At 38.6% G+C, this 16,592-nt stretch carries 13 protein-coding genes and 1 pseudogene; 2 read left to right on the top strand and 12 right to left on the bottom strand.

The features are described from left to right. Window positions 1-424: 424 nt before the first annotated feature. The gene (locus tag ABJV04_RS19260; RefSeq protein ID WP_348493224.1) at window positions 425-1,894 is read right to left on the bottom strand and encodes a mannitol dehydrogenase family protein; all 1,470 of its coding nucleotides are present in this window, start codon (window positions 1,892-1,894) and stop codon (window positions 425-427) included. A 638-nt stretch (window positions 1,895-2,532) separates the two neighbouring features. Between ABJV04_RS19260 and ABJV04_RS19265 the strand changes: the two genes are divergently transcribed. Then, complete coding sequence (locus ABJV04_RS19265; RefSeq protein ID WP_348493225.1) at window positions 2,533-3,213, top strand: response regulator transcription factor; 681 nt, start codon at window positions 2,533-2,535, stop codon at window positions 3,211-3,213. 62 nt (window positions 3,214-3,275) lie between these two features. On the opposite strand, the gene ABJV04_RS19270 is transcribed toward ABJV04_RS19265, so the two are convergent. The 5 genes from ABJV04_RS19270 to ABJV04_RS19290 form a co-directional block, all read right to left on the bottom strand. After that, complete coding sequence (locus ABJV04_RS19270) at window positions 3,276-4,052, bottom strand: CsgG/HfaB family protein (protein ID WP_348493226.1); 777 nt, start codon at window positions 4,050-4,052, stop codon at window positions 3,276-3,278. A gap of 1 nt (window position 4,053) precedes the next feature. After that, window positions 4,054-4,500, bottom strand: coding sequence for a curli assembly protein CsgF (locus ABJV04_RS19275; protein ID WP_348493227.1), 447 nt, complete (start codon window positions 4,498-4,500; stop codon window positions 4,054-4,056). Between the two features lie 4 nt (window positions 4,501-4,504). Then, window positions 4,505-4,933, bottom strand: a complete 429-nt coding sequence (locus ABJV04_RS19280; RefSeq protein WP_348493228.1) for a CsgE family curli-type amyloid fiber assembly protein — start codon at window positions 4,931-4,933, stop codon at window positions 4,505-4,507. A 77-nt stretch (window positions 4,934-5,010) separates the two neighbouring features. After that, window positions 5,011-6,474 carry a curlin gene (locus ABJV04_RS19285; RefSeq protein ID WP_348493229.1) on the bottom strand — a complete coding sequence of 488 codons (1,464 nt, stop codon included), beginning with the start codon at window positions 6,472-6,474 and terminating at the stop codon, window positions 5,011-5,013. Window positions 6,475-6,504: 30 nt separating this feature from the next. After that, on the bottom strand, window positions 6,505-6,996 hold the full coding sequence (locus tag ABJV04_RS19290) for a curlin subunit CsgB (RefSeq protein WP_348493230.1): 492 nt from the start codon (window positions 6,994-6,996) through the stop codon (window positions 6,505-6,507). 433 nt (window positions 6,997-7,429) lie between these two features. Here ABJV04_RS19290 and ABJV04_RS19295 point away from each other — a divergent pair, with 433 nt between their 5' ends. Then, on the top strand, window positions 7,430-9,928 hold the full coding sequence (locus ABJV04_RS19295) for a S8 family serine peptidase (RefSeq protein WP_348493231.1): 2,499 nt from the start codon (window positions 7,430-7,432) through the stop codon (window positions 9,926-9,928). 87 nt (window positions 9,929-10,015) lie between these two features. Here the strand turns inward: ABJV04_RS19295 and ABJV04_RS19300 are convergent, their stop codons facing one another. The 6 genes and pseudogenes from ABJV04_RS19300 to ABJV04_RS19325 all read right to left on the bottom strand — a co-directional run. Continuing rightward, window positions 10,016-10,774 carry a sulfite exporter TauE/SafE family protein gene (locus tag ABJV04_RS19300; protein ID WP_348493232.1) on the bottom strand — a complete coding sequence of 253 codons (759 nt, stop codon included), beginning with the start codon at window positions 10,772-10,774 and terminating at the stop codon, window positions 10,016-10,018. 88 nt (window positions 10,775-10,862) lie between these two features. Continuing rightward, complete coding sequence (locus tag ABJV04_RS19305; protein ID WP_348493233.1) at window positions 10,863-11,849, bottom strand: aldo/keto reductase; 987 nt, start codon at window positions 11,847-11,849, stop codon at window positions 10,863-10,865. Window positions 11,850-12,022: 173 nt separating this feature from the next. Next, window positions 12,023-12,658: a glutathione S-transferase family protein gene (locus ABJV04_RS19310; protein ID WP_348493234.1), complete on the bottom strand. Its 636-nt coding sequence runs from the start codon at window positions 12,656-12,658 to the stop codon at window positions 12,023-12,025. 187 nt (window positions 12,659-12,845) lie between these two features. Then, window positions 12,846-13,676: a prephenate dehydratase domain-containing protein gene (locus ABJV04_RS19315; RefSeq protein ID WP_348493235.1), complete on the bottom strand. Its 831-nt coding sequence runs from the start codon at window positions 13,674-13,676 to the stop codon at window positions 12,846-12,848. A 137-nt stretch (window positions 13,677-13,813) separates the two neighbouring features. Beyond that, window positions 13,814-15,889, bottom strand: coding sequence for an extracellular solute-binding protein (locus ABJV04_RS19320; RefSeq protein ID WP_348493236.1), 2,076 nt, complete (start codon window positions 15,887-15,889; stop codon window positions 13,814-13,816). A 93-nt stretch (window positions 15,890-15,982) separates the two neighbouring features. After that, window positions 15,983-16,592 (bottom strand): annotated as a pseudogene (locus ABJV04_RS19325) (mechanosensitive ion channel family protein); the annotation flags it as partial.

Below are 16,592 nucleotides of genomic sequence, written 5' to 3' on the forward strand. Positions count from 1 at the left end.
AACTGAATGCGAAACGCGAAACAGATGTTGTGCGGACCGTCGAATAAGTGGTCGCAAGAATCGACTCACCTAATAAGGTAATTCTGGAAAAATCAGTATCTTTTCTTGCAGTTTCTTAGTCAGTTAAACCAACTAATCGAGACGTTACTATCCAATTCAGAGGGAGCCCGTCTCAAAAGATGCGCATAGTATACGTACGTCAACACTGAGTTGCAAGGTAAAGTATAGAAAGCATTACATCATAAGCTTAGTTCAACACCGTTAAATTCAACGTTTTCAAACCAGAATCATTACATCTATTACTATTTTTGAAATTAAGCAATGAATGTTTAGGTTACGGTCAATTAAACTAGCAACGCATTTTTCATTCTATACATACCCATAAACTTCCACATGCAGATGAATGAGCGCTAAAAGCGAAAACTCATTCTTCTAAACGGTTCAAACAATCCGTCAAATTTTGTTGATTGATAGTGGACAAGGTCGATACATGATCTTTAACTATGCTTCTAAACACCTCATTGCTCGACAAATCATCAAATATGGCGGTTAAATCCAAGATTGCATCAGTTAATTGCAGGGGATCATCAGCATGCTTCTGTGCTAGTTTGAGTAAGCTTTGTGCCATAGGATCAACTAACTCTTGTTGCTCTTGGTAACGTTTGCCAACAAATAAGCACCAAGCAGCTACAGGAACACAAAGCAGTTTGATACTGCGCTGATTTTGCAGGTTATCTCTAATCGGGTTAAGTATACGAAATGGCAGTTTTTGTGAGCCATCCCAAGCTATTTGTGCCAACAGATGACGAATATTCTTATTGTGATATCGGTGAATAATATCTTCGGCATACTGTTCTAAATTCATGCTATCTGAATTTCCAATTGATGGAACAATTTCTTGGGACAGTAATTTTTTTATGAACTGCTCTATTGCAGGTAAACTGATTGCTGAATAAACCGTTTCCAGTCCACATAAACTCCCTAAATAAGCCAAAGTTGAGTGTGTACCATTTAACACTCGTAGTTTTGCCTTTTCGTACTGATGCACATCATCAGTAAAGGTAACCCCCACCTTATCCCAAGCAGGTCTAGGACCACTGAATTTATCTTCAATTACCCATTGGCTAAAAGACTCTCGCTGAATAGGCCAAGCATCTTCCACACCAATTTCCTGTTGAGTTTTCTCTCTCAACTCATCATTTGTAGCTGGCGTGATACTGTCTACCATAGTGTTGGGGAAACAAATATTCTTTTCTATCCATTGACTCAAAGAGCTGGATATCTCTGCAGCAAAAGTCAACACGGCTTTAGCCAGTTTATCTCCATTGCCCGATACATTGTCGCAGCTAATAATAGTTAATTCACTGTTCTGTTCGGCAAATCTTAGGTTCAATGCAGCCACTAAAAGGCCAATGGCAGAAACCGGGGCTTCAGGTGTCGCCAAATCATGTTTAATGTCAGAATTTTGCCTATCAAGCTCGCCTTTACTATTAAGGCAATAGCCCTTTTCAGTTACGGTTAACGAAATAATATGGGTAGCAGCATCGGTCATTGCATCCATCACTTGTTGCCGCTGTTCGCCTAACACAAACATTTGGTTAAACGCTCCTACAATTTGTACATAGGGAGCTTCATCCAACACCATTAATGAATATAAATTATCTTGGCCGGCTAACTTGTCTCGTAGATCTTTACTACGTAAGGATACACCATCAATCTTCCAGTTCCCGCCTTGTTCAGACATAGCTAAATCGGTATACACAGCTTGATGAGCACGATGAAATGCACCCGGTCCTAAATGTACAATGCCACGGGTAGTTGTTTCCAAGTTATATTTTGGTAAACGAACTTCTTTAGGGAGTGATTGTAATACTTGTCGATCTAATCCTGACATCAAACGGGCCTTTTAAATTAGTAAGCGTTAACGCTAAGTTCTTGGATGAATTTACTGCCAACTGAGCAGCTATTTTATTATATAAACAGTGGCCTAACACTGAAATTGCTAATCAGTATAAACCTTTTGCCACACAATAAACTTTTGATAATTATCTATAAAGCATTATATATGGAGGATAAAAACAGACTTTTTAAGAGAGTCTGTTAATGCATTTATTCGATTTGAAGATCGTAACACAATTTTCGAATTTTACTGAAGCCTCTAAACACTAGTACCCATTGTTGATTTTCAACCTAAATGACAACCCTCGTATTGTCATGAAACGTGATATTTCAAATAATTTAAAAACACCATAAAACTATCTAAATTTAGTCAAAAATTCGCTTAAAAATGAATTGTAAAAATCATAGATTCATTTATCAATAACCTCGACTCATTTTCTCAATTCTGTGTAAGTAACTAATTTAATTTACTTTATTTCACCTCAGACAAATGTACAAATAACAAACAAATTCGAGCATATTTTTTTTACCTTATTTTATTGAACTTATGGGTCCATGTATGTATTCTGAGTGTTACAAACTCGTTAAGCGTCATAATAATAAAGAGAGTAAACTCTCAAAGGACTCTAAGCTATGCAAGGAAATAGAGCGTTTGTAATTTCTCCTCAAAAAGAAGATATCCACAAAAAGCGGCACTGTAAATTAAACCACTTTCTAGATCTTGTAGATGCCTGTGGATTTGATTTACAAGTTGGAAACTTTTGCCCAAAATCTGATTACATTGCATCTTTCGATGTGATTTTTGTTGATTGTAAAACAATTAACAAAAATTCAATTCAACAAGTTCCAGTTTTAAAATACAAAAATTTAATAAAGATTATCTTTTTCAATGCAAGTAGTAATTTAGACTTTGAAATTGCGGCCATTAAACAAGGCGTAACAGGTATTTTCTACGCAAATGATAAACTTGAAATAGTGATTAAAGGTATTAACACCATTAAACAAGATAGAAAATGGTTTCGCAGAAATGCCCTAGAGTTGCTAATCAATGAAATGTTGAGTGATGCTAATTTTTCCACAGAAATAGTGGACAGAAGTCAAACAGGATTCTGGCAACAGTCTTTAACTAAGCGCGAACAAACTATCGTCAAATACATTAGCCAAGGTGCGCAAAATCAAGAAATTGCCGATCAACTGCATATCAGTGTTAATACGGTCAAAACTCACATCTACAGTATCTTTAGAAAAACCAATTGTAGGAATCGAGTAGAGTTAATCACCTGGTCTAGACAAACAACAGAAACTGCCTGTTAAAAGGCAGCTTCTGTGTTTTTCAAAACGTGTACCATGCAATCAAATTAGTTTAAAAATGCAAACTAAGTTCGCGCTTTCCACACCCCTTTATTAATGCCTTTGAGCACTAGTTCAGAAATAGCTTTTTCAATACTCTGTTGCACACAAGTAAACATAGGTTCATTAGTGGTATAACCCGCTTCGATTTCGGCTAGCCTTTTGTAACTGATATAGCGAAACAAACCCGCGCGAACCTCTTTGCTCAGAACCTTTTTACTGGTTGAAACTGAAATTAAAACTTGACCAGTTCGAACATCAATAGCGCGCATATAAACTGAAATTTGATCTTCTCTATATAACTCTGAAGCATTAATACCAAAATATTCAGCACCAAACCCTCCCGTTTTAATATTCGAGTCGTAACTGATTATTCCCCCCTCAATGATGATTTTAGCTGTGGTTAGGGGGGGTAATTCGGTTTTTTCATTAGCATTGTTATCGCTTTGTAGAGATGCTCTAACTATTTTTCGTTCGGTAAGAATGTTCTGCAACCCTTCCCGTTCAACGGGTAAAAACCAATCAGTTTCACTTAAAGCTTGCATCAAAATAGATGTTGCTCCTTGGGTCACTGCGGTACTAAAAGAACTGGCACCTGTGCTCGGTTTATATTGACCAGTTTGATCTCTAAATGCATAAACTGAAACAGGAATAGAACCAAAAGGCTTAGGTAAACCTTTTAGCTCTTTTAAGGTAGAGGAATCTTCAATGACGATTGCTTCTTCAGTGGCAGGAGGAATAACATTTGTAAAAGAACTGCACCCTGATAACAATAAAGTGGCCAATACAACATAATACTTCATATTATTCGAACCTTGGGATTTCGACGATAGTAATCTCATCGGTGATGATATTGCTGATTTCAACTATTATGCTATCAGGGTTACTGGTGATTAACTCCACTTGAAACTCGCCACTAACAAAAATGGAATCATCGGAAAAGATACTTTCAATGGGGTCACCATTTTCATCATAACTGACTTCGCCAAATGCTAAATCAGTCACTTCTCTAACGATTCTATTAATGTAGGCTCTTTCTAAGGATTCTTGTAAGCTCTCAGCATAGGTTTTTGAGGCACTTGAAGCACTATGGGTATTTTGCGCATTTGCTTTACTTAGCAAAAAACTACCGTTCAATGGGTTCCCACCAAAACTTGGATTAATGGGTTCATATACTAGTTCAGTTGCCAATAGTGGTGAGGAAAGTATTCCCATCAGGAAAGTTAAATTAACTATTTTTATTTTTTTCATATTTTTACCATTCATCTTCCGCAAGGTCAGGGTTGTTTTGGGTCATGCCTGAGCGTGAAAGAGCATCGACTAAAAGTACCACTGCGGTTTCAACGCGTTCTTTGATTGGGGTTTGCCTGCGCCCCATATAGGTTTGATAAATAATTTGATTATCAAACCGCACTGTTAATTTCGTTCCGGCTTGGGGAACAATAATTTCTTTAATGTGAACATTTTGGCCAAATGTATCGGGGATATCTCGCCAGTATTTACCAAATTCGCTTGCGAACTCATGTCCTTGACGACTGATAGTATTGTCTAGCAGTAGGCCACTTAGGGCGAGTTCATCCGCCGCCACAAAGACAGGTTTAAATAAAATTAAACCAACAAGACACAACCTTCGAGTAAGCTTTAAAGTTAAGTTTGAAAGTCGTGTTAAGGAATTTTTATTCATCAACTTCATTTGTAAAAACAACATCACTTAGATCAAAATGAAAAGGGGGAAGAATCCCCCTTGTTCAAGACCAATTTTTACAATTGAGTAATAGTAGCGACATTATAGTCGCCGACTTGACTAACAGATATACTGCCGCCGGTGCCACTCATGCTGCCAGTAACTAAGTTATCGTTACCCACTTGTGAGATAGACAGACTCATACCGTCACCCGTAATCGTCATCGCGTATGTTTCCTCACCTACAATCCAGTTATCGTTTCCTTCTTGTAAAATATCGACACTATTTTCCGAACCATCGATGAGTAAGTCCAACACATTCAAGTCACCATTTTGAGCGACATCTACGGTATTAAAGTTACTCTCAATGTTGCCGCCTAAGCGAATCACAGCATCATTTTGGTTACCCATTTGTTCAGCGTCAATTATGTTCCCATCAGCATAATAACCACTAGGACCATCTTCCCCTACTCCAGCTTCTGCTAATAAGGTATTTTCATCCCCTTGCTGAGATATGCTTACTTCATTGTAGAAACCATCGAAATTCACTGTACTTGCAAAGTTAAACTCACCATTTTGCAAAATAGAGAAGTCATTATAAGCACCAATAGCGCCTGTATAACCAGTATTGCCGTAACCTATTTGAGTGATCTCGTAATCACTTCCGTCACCTAGGTTATCAATAGTTGCTTCGTTAAAGGTACCAATTTGAGTGATCTCCGCACTAGAATCATTGCCTTCAAACAACCCGAGTTCGGCGTAGTTATCGTCGCCAGTCTGTTCAAAGTCTATGCTGTTATCATCGCCGTAGACATAACCGTAGATACTGTTGTATTCACCGTCAGATTCAAGTCTAACTTCATTATCGTTACCCGTAATTTCTGAGAAACTTGCAATGTTATAGTAGCCGCCTTGATCCACCTCAACTTCGTTGTCGTCACCAACAAGATTGCTAATATAGGACTCATGCCAATCTTCGGTTTGCGTAATCTCCACTTCATTACCGTAACCACTAATGGAGTTGTTCGCCCAGTTGCCACCATCACCTTGATCCACAATTAATATATTGTCATCACCGGTAATGTCATTTATTGAACGATTAAAAATAAAACCAAAGGGACCTCCATCTCCCATCTGCGTAATCTCTACTTCATTGAAATTTCCTTGGACAACAATTTCCGCATCATTTTGAATGCCATTTTGATAAAGAGTTACATCATTTTCATCACCGGTGACGGTGCCATAAATGATATTACTTTCACCCATTTGATCCGCTTCAACCATATTTGCATCACCGACTATGGTGATATCAAGGCCATTTAAATCGCCCTCTTGCGTTAATATTGCTTCGTTACCTACAGAATTACCAACGGGAGCAGATTGAGTTAAGTTAATAACGTTACCCACAGCATCAATCATGAAATCTGATTGGATTGATGGATTGTCATCTTTAACTGCATTTTGTGCTTGAGCAATACCAGCTTGTGCTGCTAATACCGCCATTAAAATAGAACTGGCTACTATCGTTTTTCTAAACTTCATTTTATTCTCCATGAGTCATTGTAAACAGCTTTACTTCTTATATTGGGTGATGTTTACAACCATATCGTTTCCAATTTGATGAACTATAAAACTCTGCTCACCTTGTTGGCTTATATTCGCCAAATTAAAATCACCTTGTTGTACAACCTCGAGCAAGTTTTCATCACCGCTTTGCACCAAATCAACGTAGTTTCCTACCCCAATTTGTGTGATGTCCGCAAAATTGCTATTACCAGTTTGTGTAACACTTATGTGATTTGAAGAATTGGCTGTTTGAATTATATGTGTTGTGTTGTGTATGCCGTATTGATCAATAATTAGCACGCTTTGTGATGCATCAGAATTGACGGTACGAGCTAGACTTAAAGTTAAAGGAGAGTCTACAAGGTCTAGAGAGTCTTGTTGTGAAAAGCAAGGAGAGGATGAAAGTAACAACGCGCTAAAAAGGGTAACTGACCCCAAGTTTTTGAGAAAGTGAGTTCTCCAAAGTCTGTTAATCTTATTGCGGGGGCTTCCAATCATCTTTTACAACTCCTTGTCCACTACAAATACGGCTCTGAAACCTGCGAAAGACTTTAAACCCAACTGACTAGCAAGCGCTATAGCCCTAAAGTTGTATTTATTATTAACATAAAAATCATACACTTAAATAAAAACCAAACTTGACCAAATCAACCAGTTAGCACTTTAGTGCTAGTAAATATCACATTTAAAATGGGCGTACAAAGGTAAGGATTTTGCTCCTAATCCTTTAGTACCAGAATTACAAAAATGCCCAATATTATTACCAAAAAAGTTGTATTTTTGTTCTTCAAGGTGGATAAAAGCCATAATTTAGGGCTACTCTGAACTAGTTGTGTAAATGCAAGACTCATTGTTAAGTTGTTTGGAGAATCTATAACCGTCACTTAGCGTAAAGCTAAGTTTGTTTGTGTTTATTTAGGATTCTTTAATTATGAAAGCCAAACTTTCTGCAATCACACTGGCGTTGTTACCAGCGCTAGCCGTCAGCCATGCCTATGCTTCCAATTCGCATGGCTATAAAACAGACTCAGTCTTAGTTGTATATAAAGACGGTGCTTCTGTGAGCCAAAAGAAATCAGCCAGAGCTAAAATTGCTGCCCGCATTACTGATTTAAACAGAGATGAAATTGATGATCGCTTTTCTCATTTGATGAATGGGCGATTGGCAAAATTAAAGCTGAGTGGAAGGTCTGTAAAATCTGCTCTTGAAACACTTAGAGCCGACCCTGCTGTGTTATATGCAGAACCAAACTATATCGTCAGCAGAGCGCTCATTCCAGATGATGCCGATTTTGGTTCCCTATGGGGGTTAAATAATACAGGCCAAAGCGGCGGCATTGAAGACGCTGATATTGATGCTCCCGAAGCTTGGGATATTACCACTGGGGACAGCAGTATTGTAATTGGTGTTATAGATACTGGTGTAGATTATTTGCATGAAGATCTATCCGATAATATGTGGATGAATCCAGGTGAAATTGCTGGTGACGGAATCGATAATGATGGCAATGGTTATATTGATGATGTGTATGGCATAGATACGGTCAACGGTGATACCGATCCGATGGATGATCAAGGTCATGGCTCCCATGTTTCTGGAACTATCGGTGCTACAGGTAATAATGGTATTGGCGTTGTGGGCGTAAACCACGAGGTGTCGATTGCGGGATGTAAATTCCTTGCGGCAGATGGATTCGGTGATACCGCTGGTGCTATTGAATGTATTGATTATTTTGTGTCTCTAAAAGATGCTGGCGTAAACGTCCGAGCACTCAATAACAGTTGGGGCGGAGGTCCTTTCAGTCAAGCTTTAAAAGATTCGATTACAGCGGCGGGTGATGCAGATATATTATTTGTAGCCGCAGCAGGAAACGATGGTACTGACAATGATGCACTCCCTCACTACCCTTCTAATTATGAGAATGACAATGTCCTTTCAGTGGCAAGTGTTAACCGTACAGATGGTGACTCTGGGTACTCTTATGGATTAACCACTGTCGATATGGCCGCGCCAGGCACCGCTATTTTGTCGACTACTCCAGGAAATGGCTATTCGAGCTATTCAGGCACATCAATGGCAACTCCACATGTTGCTGGTGCAGCGGCTTTAGTTTGGTCATTTAACCCTGACTTAACGGCACTTGAGATGAAAGACCTGTTAATGGCAACAGGTGATGATAATGCGGTAATGCAAGGTCGAACGGTTACTGGTAAACGTCTTAATGTTCACCAGGCATTATTAGAGGCAGATCCCACTCCAGGCTTTAAGTTTAGTGTTAGCCCAGTTAATTTGGAAATTACCGCAGGTGAAAGCGCTGTTTATACATTCGAAGTGGGTAGCATCTCTGATTGGGAAGGTGACGTTAGCTTATCGTTAACTGATAGTTCTGGTCTAGGTGTGTTATCTGCAACCACTGTAGAGCCAGGTGATACATTTACCCTAACAGTTGATACGGCGGATGATACGCCTTATGGCGACTACGAGTTCACAGTAACGGGAACGAGTGGTGACATTGTCAAAGAAAAATCCTTAGGCTTATATGTGTTCCCGCTTGGGCTGAACGACTTTGTTTATAGTAACAACACCTCTATACCTACCCTTCCGAATGAAGATGATCCTGATGATATTGGTATTGATTCAGTTATCAACATTGCTGATCCATTGACTGTTTTTGGAACTAGTACTTTTGTTAATATCACCCATACCTATAGAGGTGATTTAGTTCTTACATTGACCTCTCCTTCTGGCACATCAACAGTACTTACAGCTAACACTGGCGGTAGTGAAGATGACATTGTTGAGAGCTTTGAATCCAGTGCCTTTGATGGTGAAGTGGCCACCGGTGATTGGACATTAAATGTGCTAGATATCTATAACGGTGATAACGGTAATCTTAATGGTTGGGAACTCACGATTACTGGAATAGGTGAAGTTGCAGAAGCGCCACCAGTATCAGCCTTTAGCTATGAATCTGACGGTTTACAGGTTACCTTTACCAATGAAAGTACCGACGTCAACAATGATATTGTTAGCTACTATTGGGACTTTGGTGACGGCGCGACTTCGGTAGACGTCAATCCAGTTCATATATTCCCAGATACGGGCAGCTATGATGTTTCCTTAACAACAACTGATGCTGAAGGTCAATCGGACACAGTGGTTCAAAGCGTTGCTGTTTCCAGTGTCGATATTGAACTTGAAATCGATAGAGCCTATTTATCTCGCTTCGGTAACCTGCTAGTTGATTTGTCATACTCAGGTTCTGGTGCAGATATGGTTGATATCTACCGTAATGGTGCTCTACTCGAGACAGTAGAAAACACCGGTAGTTATCGTGATAAAGAGTATCGCGCCTCAGGTACCACCTTTGTGTACATGATTTGTGATGCAAGCACTGCATGCTCTGAAGAAGTTACCGCTTCTTTTTAAGGGTTAACTAAGTAAACTGAAAGCCCCGTTTTACGGGGCTTTTTTATTTTTTACCATCCTGATGATTGCAGCTCAAAACCACTAAACTTATTGATATATGGCGATTCCGGCTTGCCAAATTAGGTGGATAGACATCAACGTCAAGATAACCTTAAAAATCCGCTTAAATTTTTCTGCAGGAAGCTTTTTAAGTAGCTTAATTCCAAACCAAGTACCCACTGTGCCGCTTAATACCATGACAATAATTAATGGCAACCAATCCCAAAAAGCAAAGCCTATGACACCAAATACTAGAGCTTTTAAACAATGTTGGAAGGTCATGCACGAGGAAAACGTTGCAGTAAAAGCTAATTTTTCATAATTGTTCATGTACATATAGCTCCCCACTAAAGGGCCACTAGCACCAACAAACATAGACAAAAACGTGGTAACAATGCCAACCACAATTTTTCCGAATACTGACGTTTCATTGAGGGTTGGTAGCTTTGCCCATAGTAAATAAATAACAAACACACCTAGTAATAACTTCATTAACGCTAGGGGCAGTTGTGTGACTACCAAAGACGCGGAAAATGCCCCAATAATGGCTCCCAACCCAAAATAAACCAGCATTTTTTTATCAAGGTGGCGAAAGGTTAAAATAGCCCTATTTGTATTTGAGCCTAATTGAACAAGACCGTGTACCGGTATAACTGCAGATATTGGCATAACAGCGGCCATCACCAGCAACAGAAAAACCCCTCCCCCTGCACCAAAGCCAGCTGTGACAAAAGAGCTAAAACCCGCAACTATGACTAATAACAGGATAAGTTGCGGACCTAAAAAATCATTAACAAAAAATTCCATGCTTGTTCATCACAGTTTCAAAACGTCGAAGCCCATTATCTGTGTATGGTTGGGCCAATGAATATGCAAAACAGGTGTTGCCTTTAAATTAAAACTCTTCAGTATCAATTTCTAACTGTGTGGCAGATGGATATCGGCCTCCAGTGACAGCACTACTATTAAAAACCTGCTCCAGCTTTTTTAAATCAGCGGGTTTAATAACAATTTTTGAGGCTTTCATATTATCTTCGAGGTGGTCTACTCGTGTGGTGCCTGGAATTGGCAAGACATGAGGCCCTTGATGTAATAACCAAGCAAGACTTAACTGGGAAAGCTTACAATCATATTCTTTGGCGATACTCTGGAGTTGCTCAAGTAAAACTAAATTCTTTTGTAAATTTTGAGTTTGAAACCGTGGCATGTTTTTACGAATATCCGAGTCTAATAAACCACTTGAATCGGTAATTTCACCACTTAAAAAACCTCTTGCTAATGGTGAAAAGGCAACAAATGCGATATCCAACTCCAAACAGGTTTCTAAGCAGGCTATTTCTGGGTTACGTGTCCACAATGAATACTCACTTTGCAGCGCCGAAATTGCATGTTCCGAGTGGGCTTTTCGTAAAGTTACAGCGGACACTTCAGACAAACCAATGCTCTTAATTTTCCCCTCACTCACCAAACGAGAAAGCTCTCCAACACTTTCCTCTATGGGGATACTTTTGTCCCAACGATGCAAGTAATACAAGTCCAATACATCTGTTTGCAAACTCAACAGTGACTGCTCTATAGTCTCTCTGATAGCTTTAGGGCTGCCGTCAATGATTCGTTTTCCATTTACCCCTCGCATACCACATTTACTGGCCAAGAAAATACGCTGTCGATGGGGTTTAAGTACTTTACCCACTAATTTTTCGTTAGCTCCAAAACCGTAAAGTGCAGCAGTATCAAAATGGGTAACACCTAAATCTATTGCTTTTTCGAGCAATGCAATAGCCTCTTTCTCTTGAGGTGGGTTACCATACGCATGACTCAAATTCATACAGCCTAGGCCAATCTCAGATACCCAAGTACCTGCAATACTTCGTTGTTTCATATGATTATTCTAATCCCATGTTAATTTCAAAACAGTCAATAATGTTAAACAAATGCAGACATTAAAAACGACTTTAATTAGCTTTCCCACTGTATTGCACTCAGCCATTTAGCAATACAAATAATACCGGGGAAATAACACGCTAAAACCTAAATACTATTGGCATTTTAATTCTATTGATTGACTAATTTCTCTTTTTCCAAAGCCCGTATAACTGAATCACGCTTAAGCATATTTGCAGTATGTTGAGCTAAATTGGGTAAGTCTGCTAAGCTAAAATCACAGCGTTGTAAACGCGTTATTATCCAAAAAATGTAAGCATCCATGGCGCTCCATTGTTCACCATACCACCAAGTGCTTTCAGCTAACCTCTGTTCTACCCAAGTTAATCCTTCATGCAAGGCAGCAAGGGCTTTTTCTTTAACACTGGTAGCACAACTCTCTTCGGCAAAAAAAGTAGGGATACAGAATCGAGTCACTAAAGGGTGAATAGTTGATGAACAAAAACATAGATCAGAAATTTGCTGATATTCAGCTAAACCAGTGTCGACTTTAGGTAATAAATTAGCTTCTGGAAATTGCGTGCTAATATATTTGATGATCATGGGGTTTTCAGTCAGTACTTCGCCTGCTATAGAAAGTGCTGGTACCTTCGACTTAGGGTTGATTTGCTTAAATTCAGGAGTTTTGTGATCGCCATTCATTAAATTCACCCAATGAATATGGTAATCAGCTTTCGCCTCTTCTAATAAAATCAAAGAAACTCTTGAGCAACTACCTGGCATCGCAAATAAGGTGATAGTGGACATAATTTACCTATGTTAAACATATTTAGTAATGCAATTTTTCGCAAAAAACATTGCATAATTTAAGAGTAGAGTTCGACAATATGGCTAAGAATTTAGGTTGTGATTATTGCATAGCCGTCAATTTATAAAGGTTAAATGGAATCCTCTGGAAAACCAAAACATTACCCTCGCCTAAATAAAAAGCAGGTTAACTGAGGGTTTTAGCCTTTTTATAGGAACCGAGTAATTTTAGATTATTCGTTTTGCCAATTTCATTTAACGCATCCGCCACGATAGGATCATCAATATTCCCATCAAAATCGATGAAAAAATGATATTTGCCAAACGTTTTGCGCGTCGGACGAGAGATTATCGAGGTGAGGTTGATATTTCGCTTAGAAAATGAAAGCAGTACTTCCCCTAAATAACCTGGATGATCATGATCGTCTAGAACAATTAGGCTAGTCTTGTCCGCTTCCTTTGATGTAGGCAATGCCGTTTTAGACATAACTAAAAACCGGGTTTGATTATTTTTATAGTCATTTACTTCTTCAACAACCAGTGGAAAATCACTTTTTCGATACGAAGTAGATGGAACAATTGCCGCACTGGGTATTTGTGCATCTTTAAAACGATTAAGAGATTCAATATTGCTATCTGTGGTCACTATTTTTGCATGGCTGATTTCATCTAAAAACTCAAAACACTGGCCACGAGCGACAAATTGCACATACAGTTGTTGGATCTCAGATAACGATTTAGCATTACTGATCATAGAAAACTTGATGGGTAAAATAATCTCACTGGCTACATGCAAATCTGCAGCAATAAGTTCATCTAATACAAGAGCTATAAAGCCTTCGGAGAAGTTTTCAATAGGTATGATACCGATATCACAGCTTTTACCGATTTCAGCAAGGGTGCCAACAATCGTTGGAAAATACTCCACTTGATAGGTGTCTGTTTGATTGGCGGTATAAATACCTGTGGCCATATCAGAGAATGTTCCTGGAGGCCCTAAAGTCGCAATTTTTTTCATAACATCTTGTTCTTATTACAAGAAACCGATTGTACACTTTCCAGATACATCGCAACAGTGGAAGATGGGATTTTCATTGTAGAATAGCGTTTTAGAGCAAATATTTTTATTTCGGATTCAATTTAATCACAATACGACTAAAAATAACCCGATATTCGCATTTGTCGCTCAACCAAAATTTGACTTTGTTTCAATGCAAACTCAATCGTAATTTCTTTTCTCAAGGCCTTTGCTATAAGCTCGGCAACTTGATCGCCCATTGATGTAAATTCAGGAATAGGCACAAATTGAACGCCTAAATAGGGGCTAGGCTTAAATGTTGAATGATACAAGTCGATACTATTAATGGTCTCCATTACCACTGGAGCAAAAGGCGCAGCTTTTATATAAGCTTCATTTTCGTATGATGATTTACGCGTTCCTTGAGGTATTAAGTGCCAACCATACTTTTCTGCTACTAACTCTATGTATTCTTTGGATGTGGCCCATTGTGCAAACTTAGTGGCGACTTCTTTGTGAGAAGAAGAGCTTGGAATTGCTAAAGACCAAGTCCACAGCCAATTTGATCCGTTTTTATGCAGTGCGATTGGCGCATTTGCCATTTCAATATGCTCACTAAACTCAGATTGAGTTGAATCAGCTAGTGCACTGGCTGCAATAGAGGCATCGATCCATATTGCACACTTTCCCCTTTGAAACAGATTGAGATTTTCTACGTAATTATTATCTATTGCGTTTGGAGGGCCGAATTTAGTAATCAAATCAACATACATGGAAACTGCATTATGCCATTCTTTAGTAGCAATTTGAGGTCGCCAATTTAGGTCAAACCAACTTCCGCCATAACTATTCACCATAGTCGTAATCAATGCCAAATTCGAACCCCATCCAGCTTTGCCACGCAGACAAATACCATAAACGCCTTTTGTAGGTGAATTTAGTTTATTGGCGAAGTCATATATTTGTTCAAAGGTTGGCTGTTGCGGCATTACAATGCCCGCTTGTTTAAATAAATCTGCGCGATAATAAGTTACTGAAGACTCAGCATAAAAAGGTAAAGCATAAAGTTGTTCATTGACGGAAACGTCATTTTTAACGCTTTCAACAATATCATCTAAATCGTATTTCTGCGGTAAAGAGTCTATTGGTATTATCCAATCATTTTTAGCCCAAATAGGTACCTCATATGAACCTATTGTCATAACATCGAACTCACCAGCGTTTATTGACAGATCTGTTAATAACCTTTTTCGCAACACCTCTTCATCTAACACTTTCCACCTTAGTTTTACATCAGGATTACTGGCCTCAAAATGACTCGAAAGGTCTTTTAATATGAGCATGTCCGCGTTATTTACCGTACCTATAAGCAAAGATGTTTTATTTGCTTCCTTATCCTCATTAGACGGCGAAATAGCAAAGCCATGCTTGGCTAGAATTTGTGCTAGACGACCATCAGCCGCCATTGACGCTAAACCTTGATTAAATAGCTCTAAGTAGCGTTGTGAATTTACATTGCTTTTGGTAAAGGCTATATGAAAGGCTTTATCAACAAGAGCGGGATAAACAAACTCTAACTTTCCTATCATATGAGGACGCTGAGAAACAATTAAGTGCCCAGCACTGAATTTATCGATAAGTGCAAAGTCAATTCGTTTGGCGTAAAGCTTATCAATATTTATTAAGTTATTTGACACATACTGCTTACTTAAATATTGAGACTCTTCAATTAACTGTTCTGAGGCGCTTCCTCTAACCAAACCAAAATGATAGTTACGCAATTCACTAAATATTTCATTTATGTTCTTTTTGTCAATATCAACAGAAACCTCTGTATCTTTGCGCTTCAATAAGCCTATGACATCTCCAGGAAAGGGTTTTGAATACAGAAATGTGTCCGAGAGTAAGTTGTTTTCATAAACAGGTAGAATTCCGTCTACTTTGCCTTCGATTGCTAATTTTTGGGCTCTTGCTGCGGGGTAATAGACAATATCAACATTTATTCCTTGACGATTAAATGCTTCTGAAACGATTTGATGTACATAACCTTGATTAGGTATGTTTAATCCAATATAAGGGACATGCTCTTCTGCAACCAGCAGAACTTGTTCCTTTGCGTTTAACGAACCCACAAAAATAAGTAACAGCAGAAACCAGAGCGTATTCCTCTTAATCAGCAGCTCTGCAAAAACCTTAGGTTGTAACCAATTCATTTGGGATGACTCCGTTTACCCACAAAATTCAAATTCGCATACTCTTTTCATCGAACTAAAAATCTACCTTACTATGCTATCTAGTTAAACTAGCTACAATATATTCTGCCCTTGTTCTGGGTTTCTTGCAGATTTAGCCTGCTCTCGAATAGTATCAGCATCGCTACTCAAATCTTCTGTAAAATCTGCGTCTTGATGTTGATTTTTAATTTTAGTTGATAAAGCTTTATTATCCAATTGATTGTCCTGTTTTTTCAATAGCTTATCTTTCTCTTCATCGCTTTCTTGCTGTTTTTGCTTATCTGCAACTAAATGATCAGCGCCCGTTAATTTAATACCATCAGGAAAAATAACCTCTCGAGCATCATCCGGCATGCTAATACCTGCTTGTTCGAACTCATTTAATATTGTTCTCATTAATAATGAAGAAACTTTTAGTAAACTATGTTGATGGGTATCAATCCAAAAGTACACTCTAAGATTAACCGTTGAAGATCCTAAATTATCAACTAAAACTTGAGGTTCTGGCTCTTTTAACACAGCTTCCGTCATATGCAGCACTGTCATTGCGAGCTTTTGCGCTTCAACAACACTTGAATCATAACCAACACCAATAACAAAATTACCTCTTGAATTAGGGTTGGCACTGATATTTCTGATGATGTTTTTGTATACCGTTGAATTTGGGATCTGAATATGGTCA

The sequence above is a fragment of the Aliiglaciecola sp. genome, from assembly GCF_039982535.1.
GTDB lineage: Bacteria > Pseudomonadota > Gammaproteobacteria > Enterobacterales > Alteromonadaceae > Aliiglaciecola.

What these genes read in the sequence shown, in the direction of transcription:
- ABJV04_RS19295 (WP_348493231.1), top strand. Translation starts at nt 7,430, where the DNA reads ATGAAAGCCAAACTTTCTGCAATCACACTGGCGTTGTTACCAGCGCTA.
- ABJV04_RS19260 (WP_348493224.1), bottom strand. Translation starts at nt 1,894, where the DNA reads ATGTCAGGATTAGATCGACAAGTATTACAATCACTCCCTAAAGAAGTT.
- ABJV04_RS19310 (WP_348493234.1), bottom strand. Translation starts at nt 12,658, where the DNA reads ATGTCCACTATCACCTTATTTGCGATGCCAGGTAGTTGCTCAAGAGTT.
- ABJV04_RS19305 (WP_348493233.1), bottom strand. Translation starts at nt 11,849, where the DNA reads ATGAAACAACGAAGTATTGCAGGTACTTGGGTATCTGAGATTGGCCTA.
- ABJV04_RS19315 (WP_348493235.1), bottom strand. Translation starts at nt 13,676, where the DNA reads ATGAAAAAAATTGCGACTTTAGGGCCTCCAGGAACATTCTCTGATATG.
- ABJV04_RS19285 (WP_348493229.1), bottom strand. Translation starts at nt 6,474, where the DNA reads ATGAAGTTTAGAAAAACGATAGTAGCCAGTTCTATTTTAATGGCGGTA.
- ABJV04_RS19280 (WP_348493228.1), bottom strand. Translation starts at nt 4,933, where the DNA reads ATGAATAAAAATTCCTTAACACGACTTTCAAACTTAACTTTAAAGCTT.
- ABJV04_RS19290 (WP_348493230.1), bottom strand. Translation starts at nt 6,996, where the DNA reads ATGATTGGAAGCCCCCGCAATAAGATTAACAGACTTTGGAGAACTCAC.
- ABJV04_RS19270 (WP_348493226.1), bottom strand. Translation starts at nt 4,052, where the DNA reads ATGAAGTATTATGTTGTATTGGCCACTTTATTGTTATCAGGGTGCAGT.
- ABJV04_RS19275 (WP_348493227.1), bottom strand. Translation starts at nt 4,500, where the DNA reads ATGAAAAAAATAAAAATAGTTAATTTAACTTTCCTGATGGGAATACTT.
- ABJV04_RS19320 (WP_348493236.1), bottom strand. Translation starts at nt 15,889, where the DNA reads ATGAATTGGTTACAACCTAAGGTTTTTGCAGAGCTGCTGATTAAGAGG.
- ABJV04_RS19265 (WP_348493225.1), top strand. Translation starts at nt 2,533, where the DNA reads ATGCAAGGAAATAGAGCGTTTGTAATTTCTCCTCAAAAAGAAGATATC.
- ABJV04_RS19300 (WP_348493232.1), bottom strand. Translation starts at nt 10,774, where the DNA reads ATGGAATTTTTTGTTAATGATTTTTTAGGTCCGCAACTTATCCTGTTA.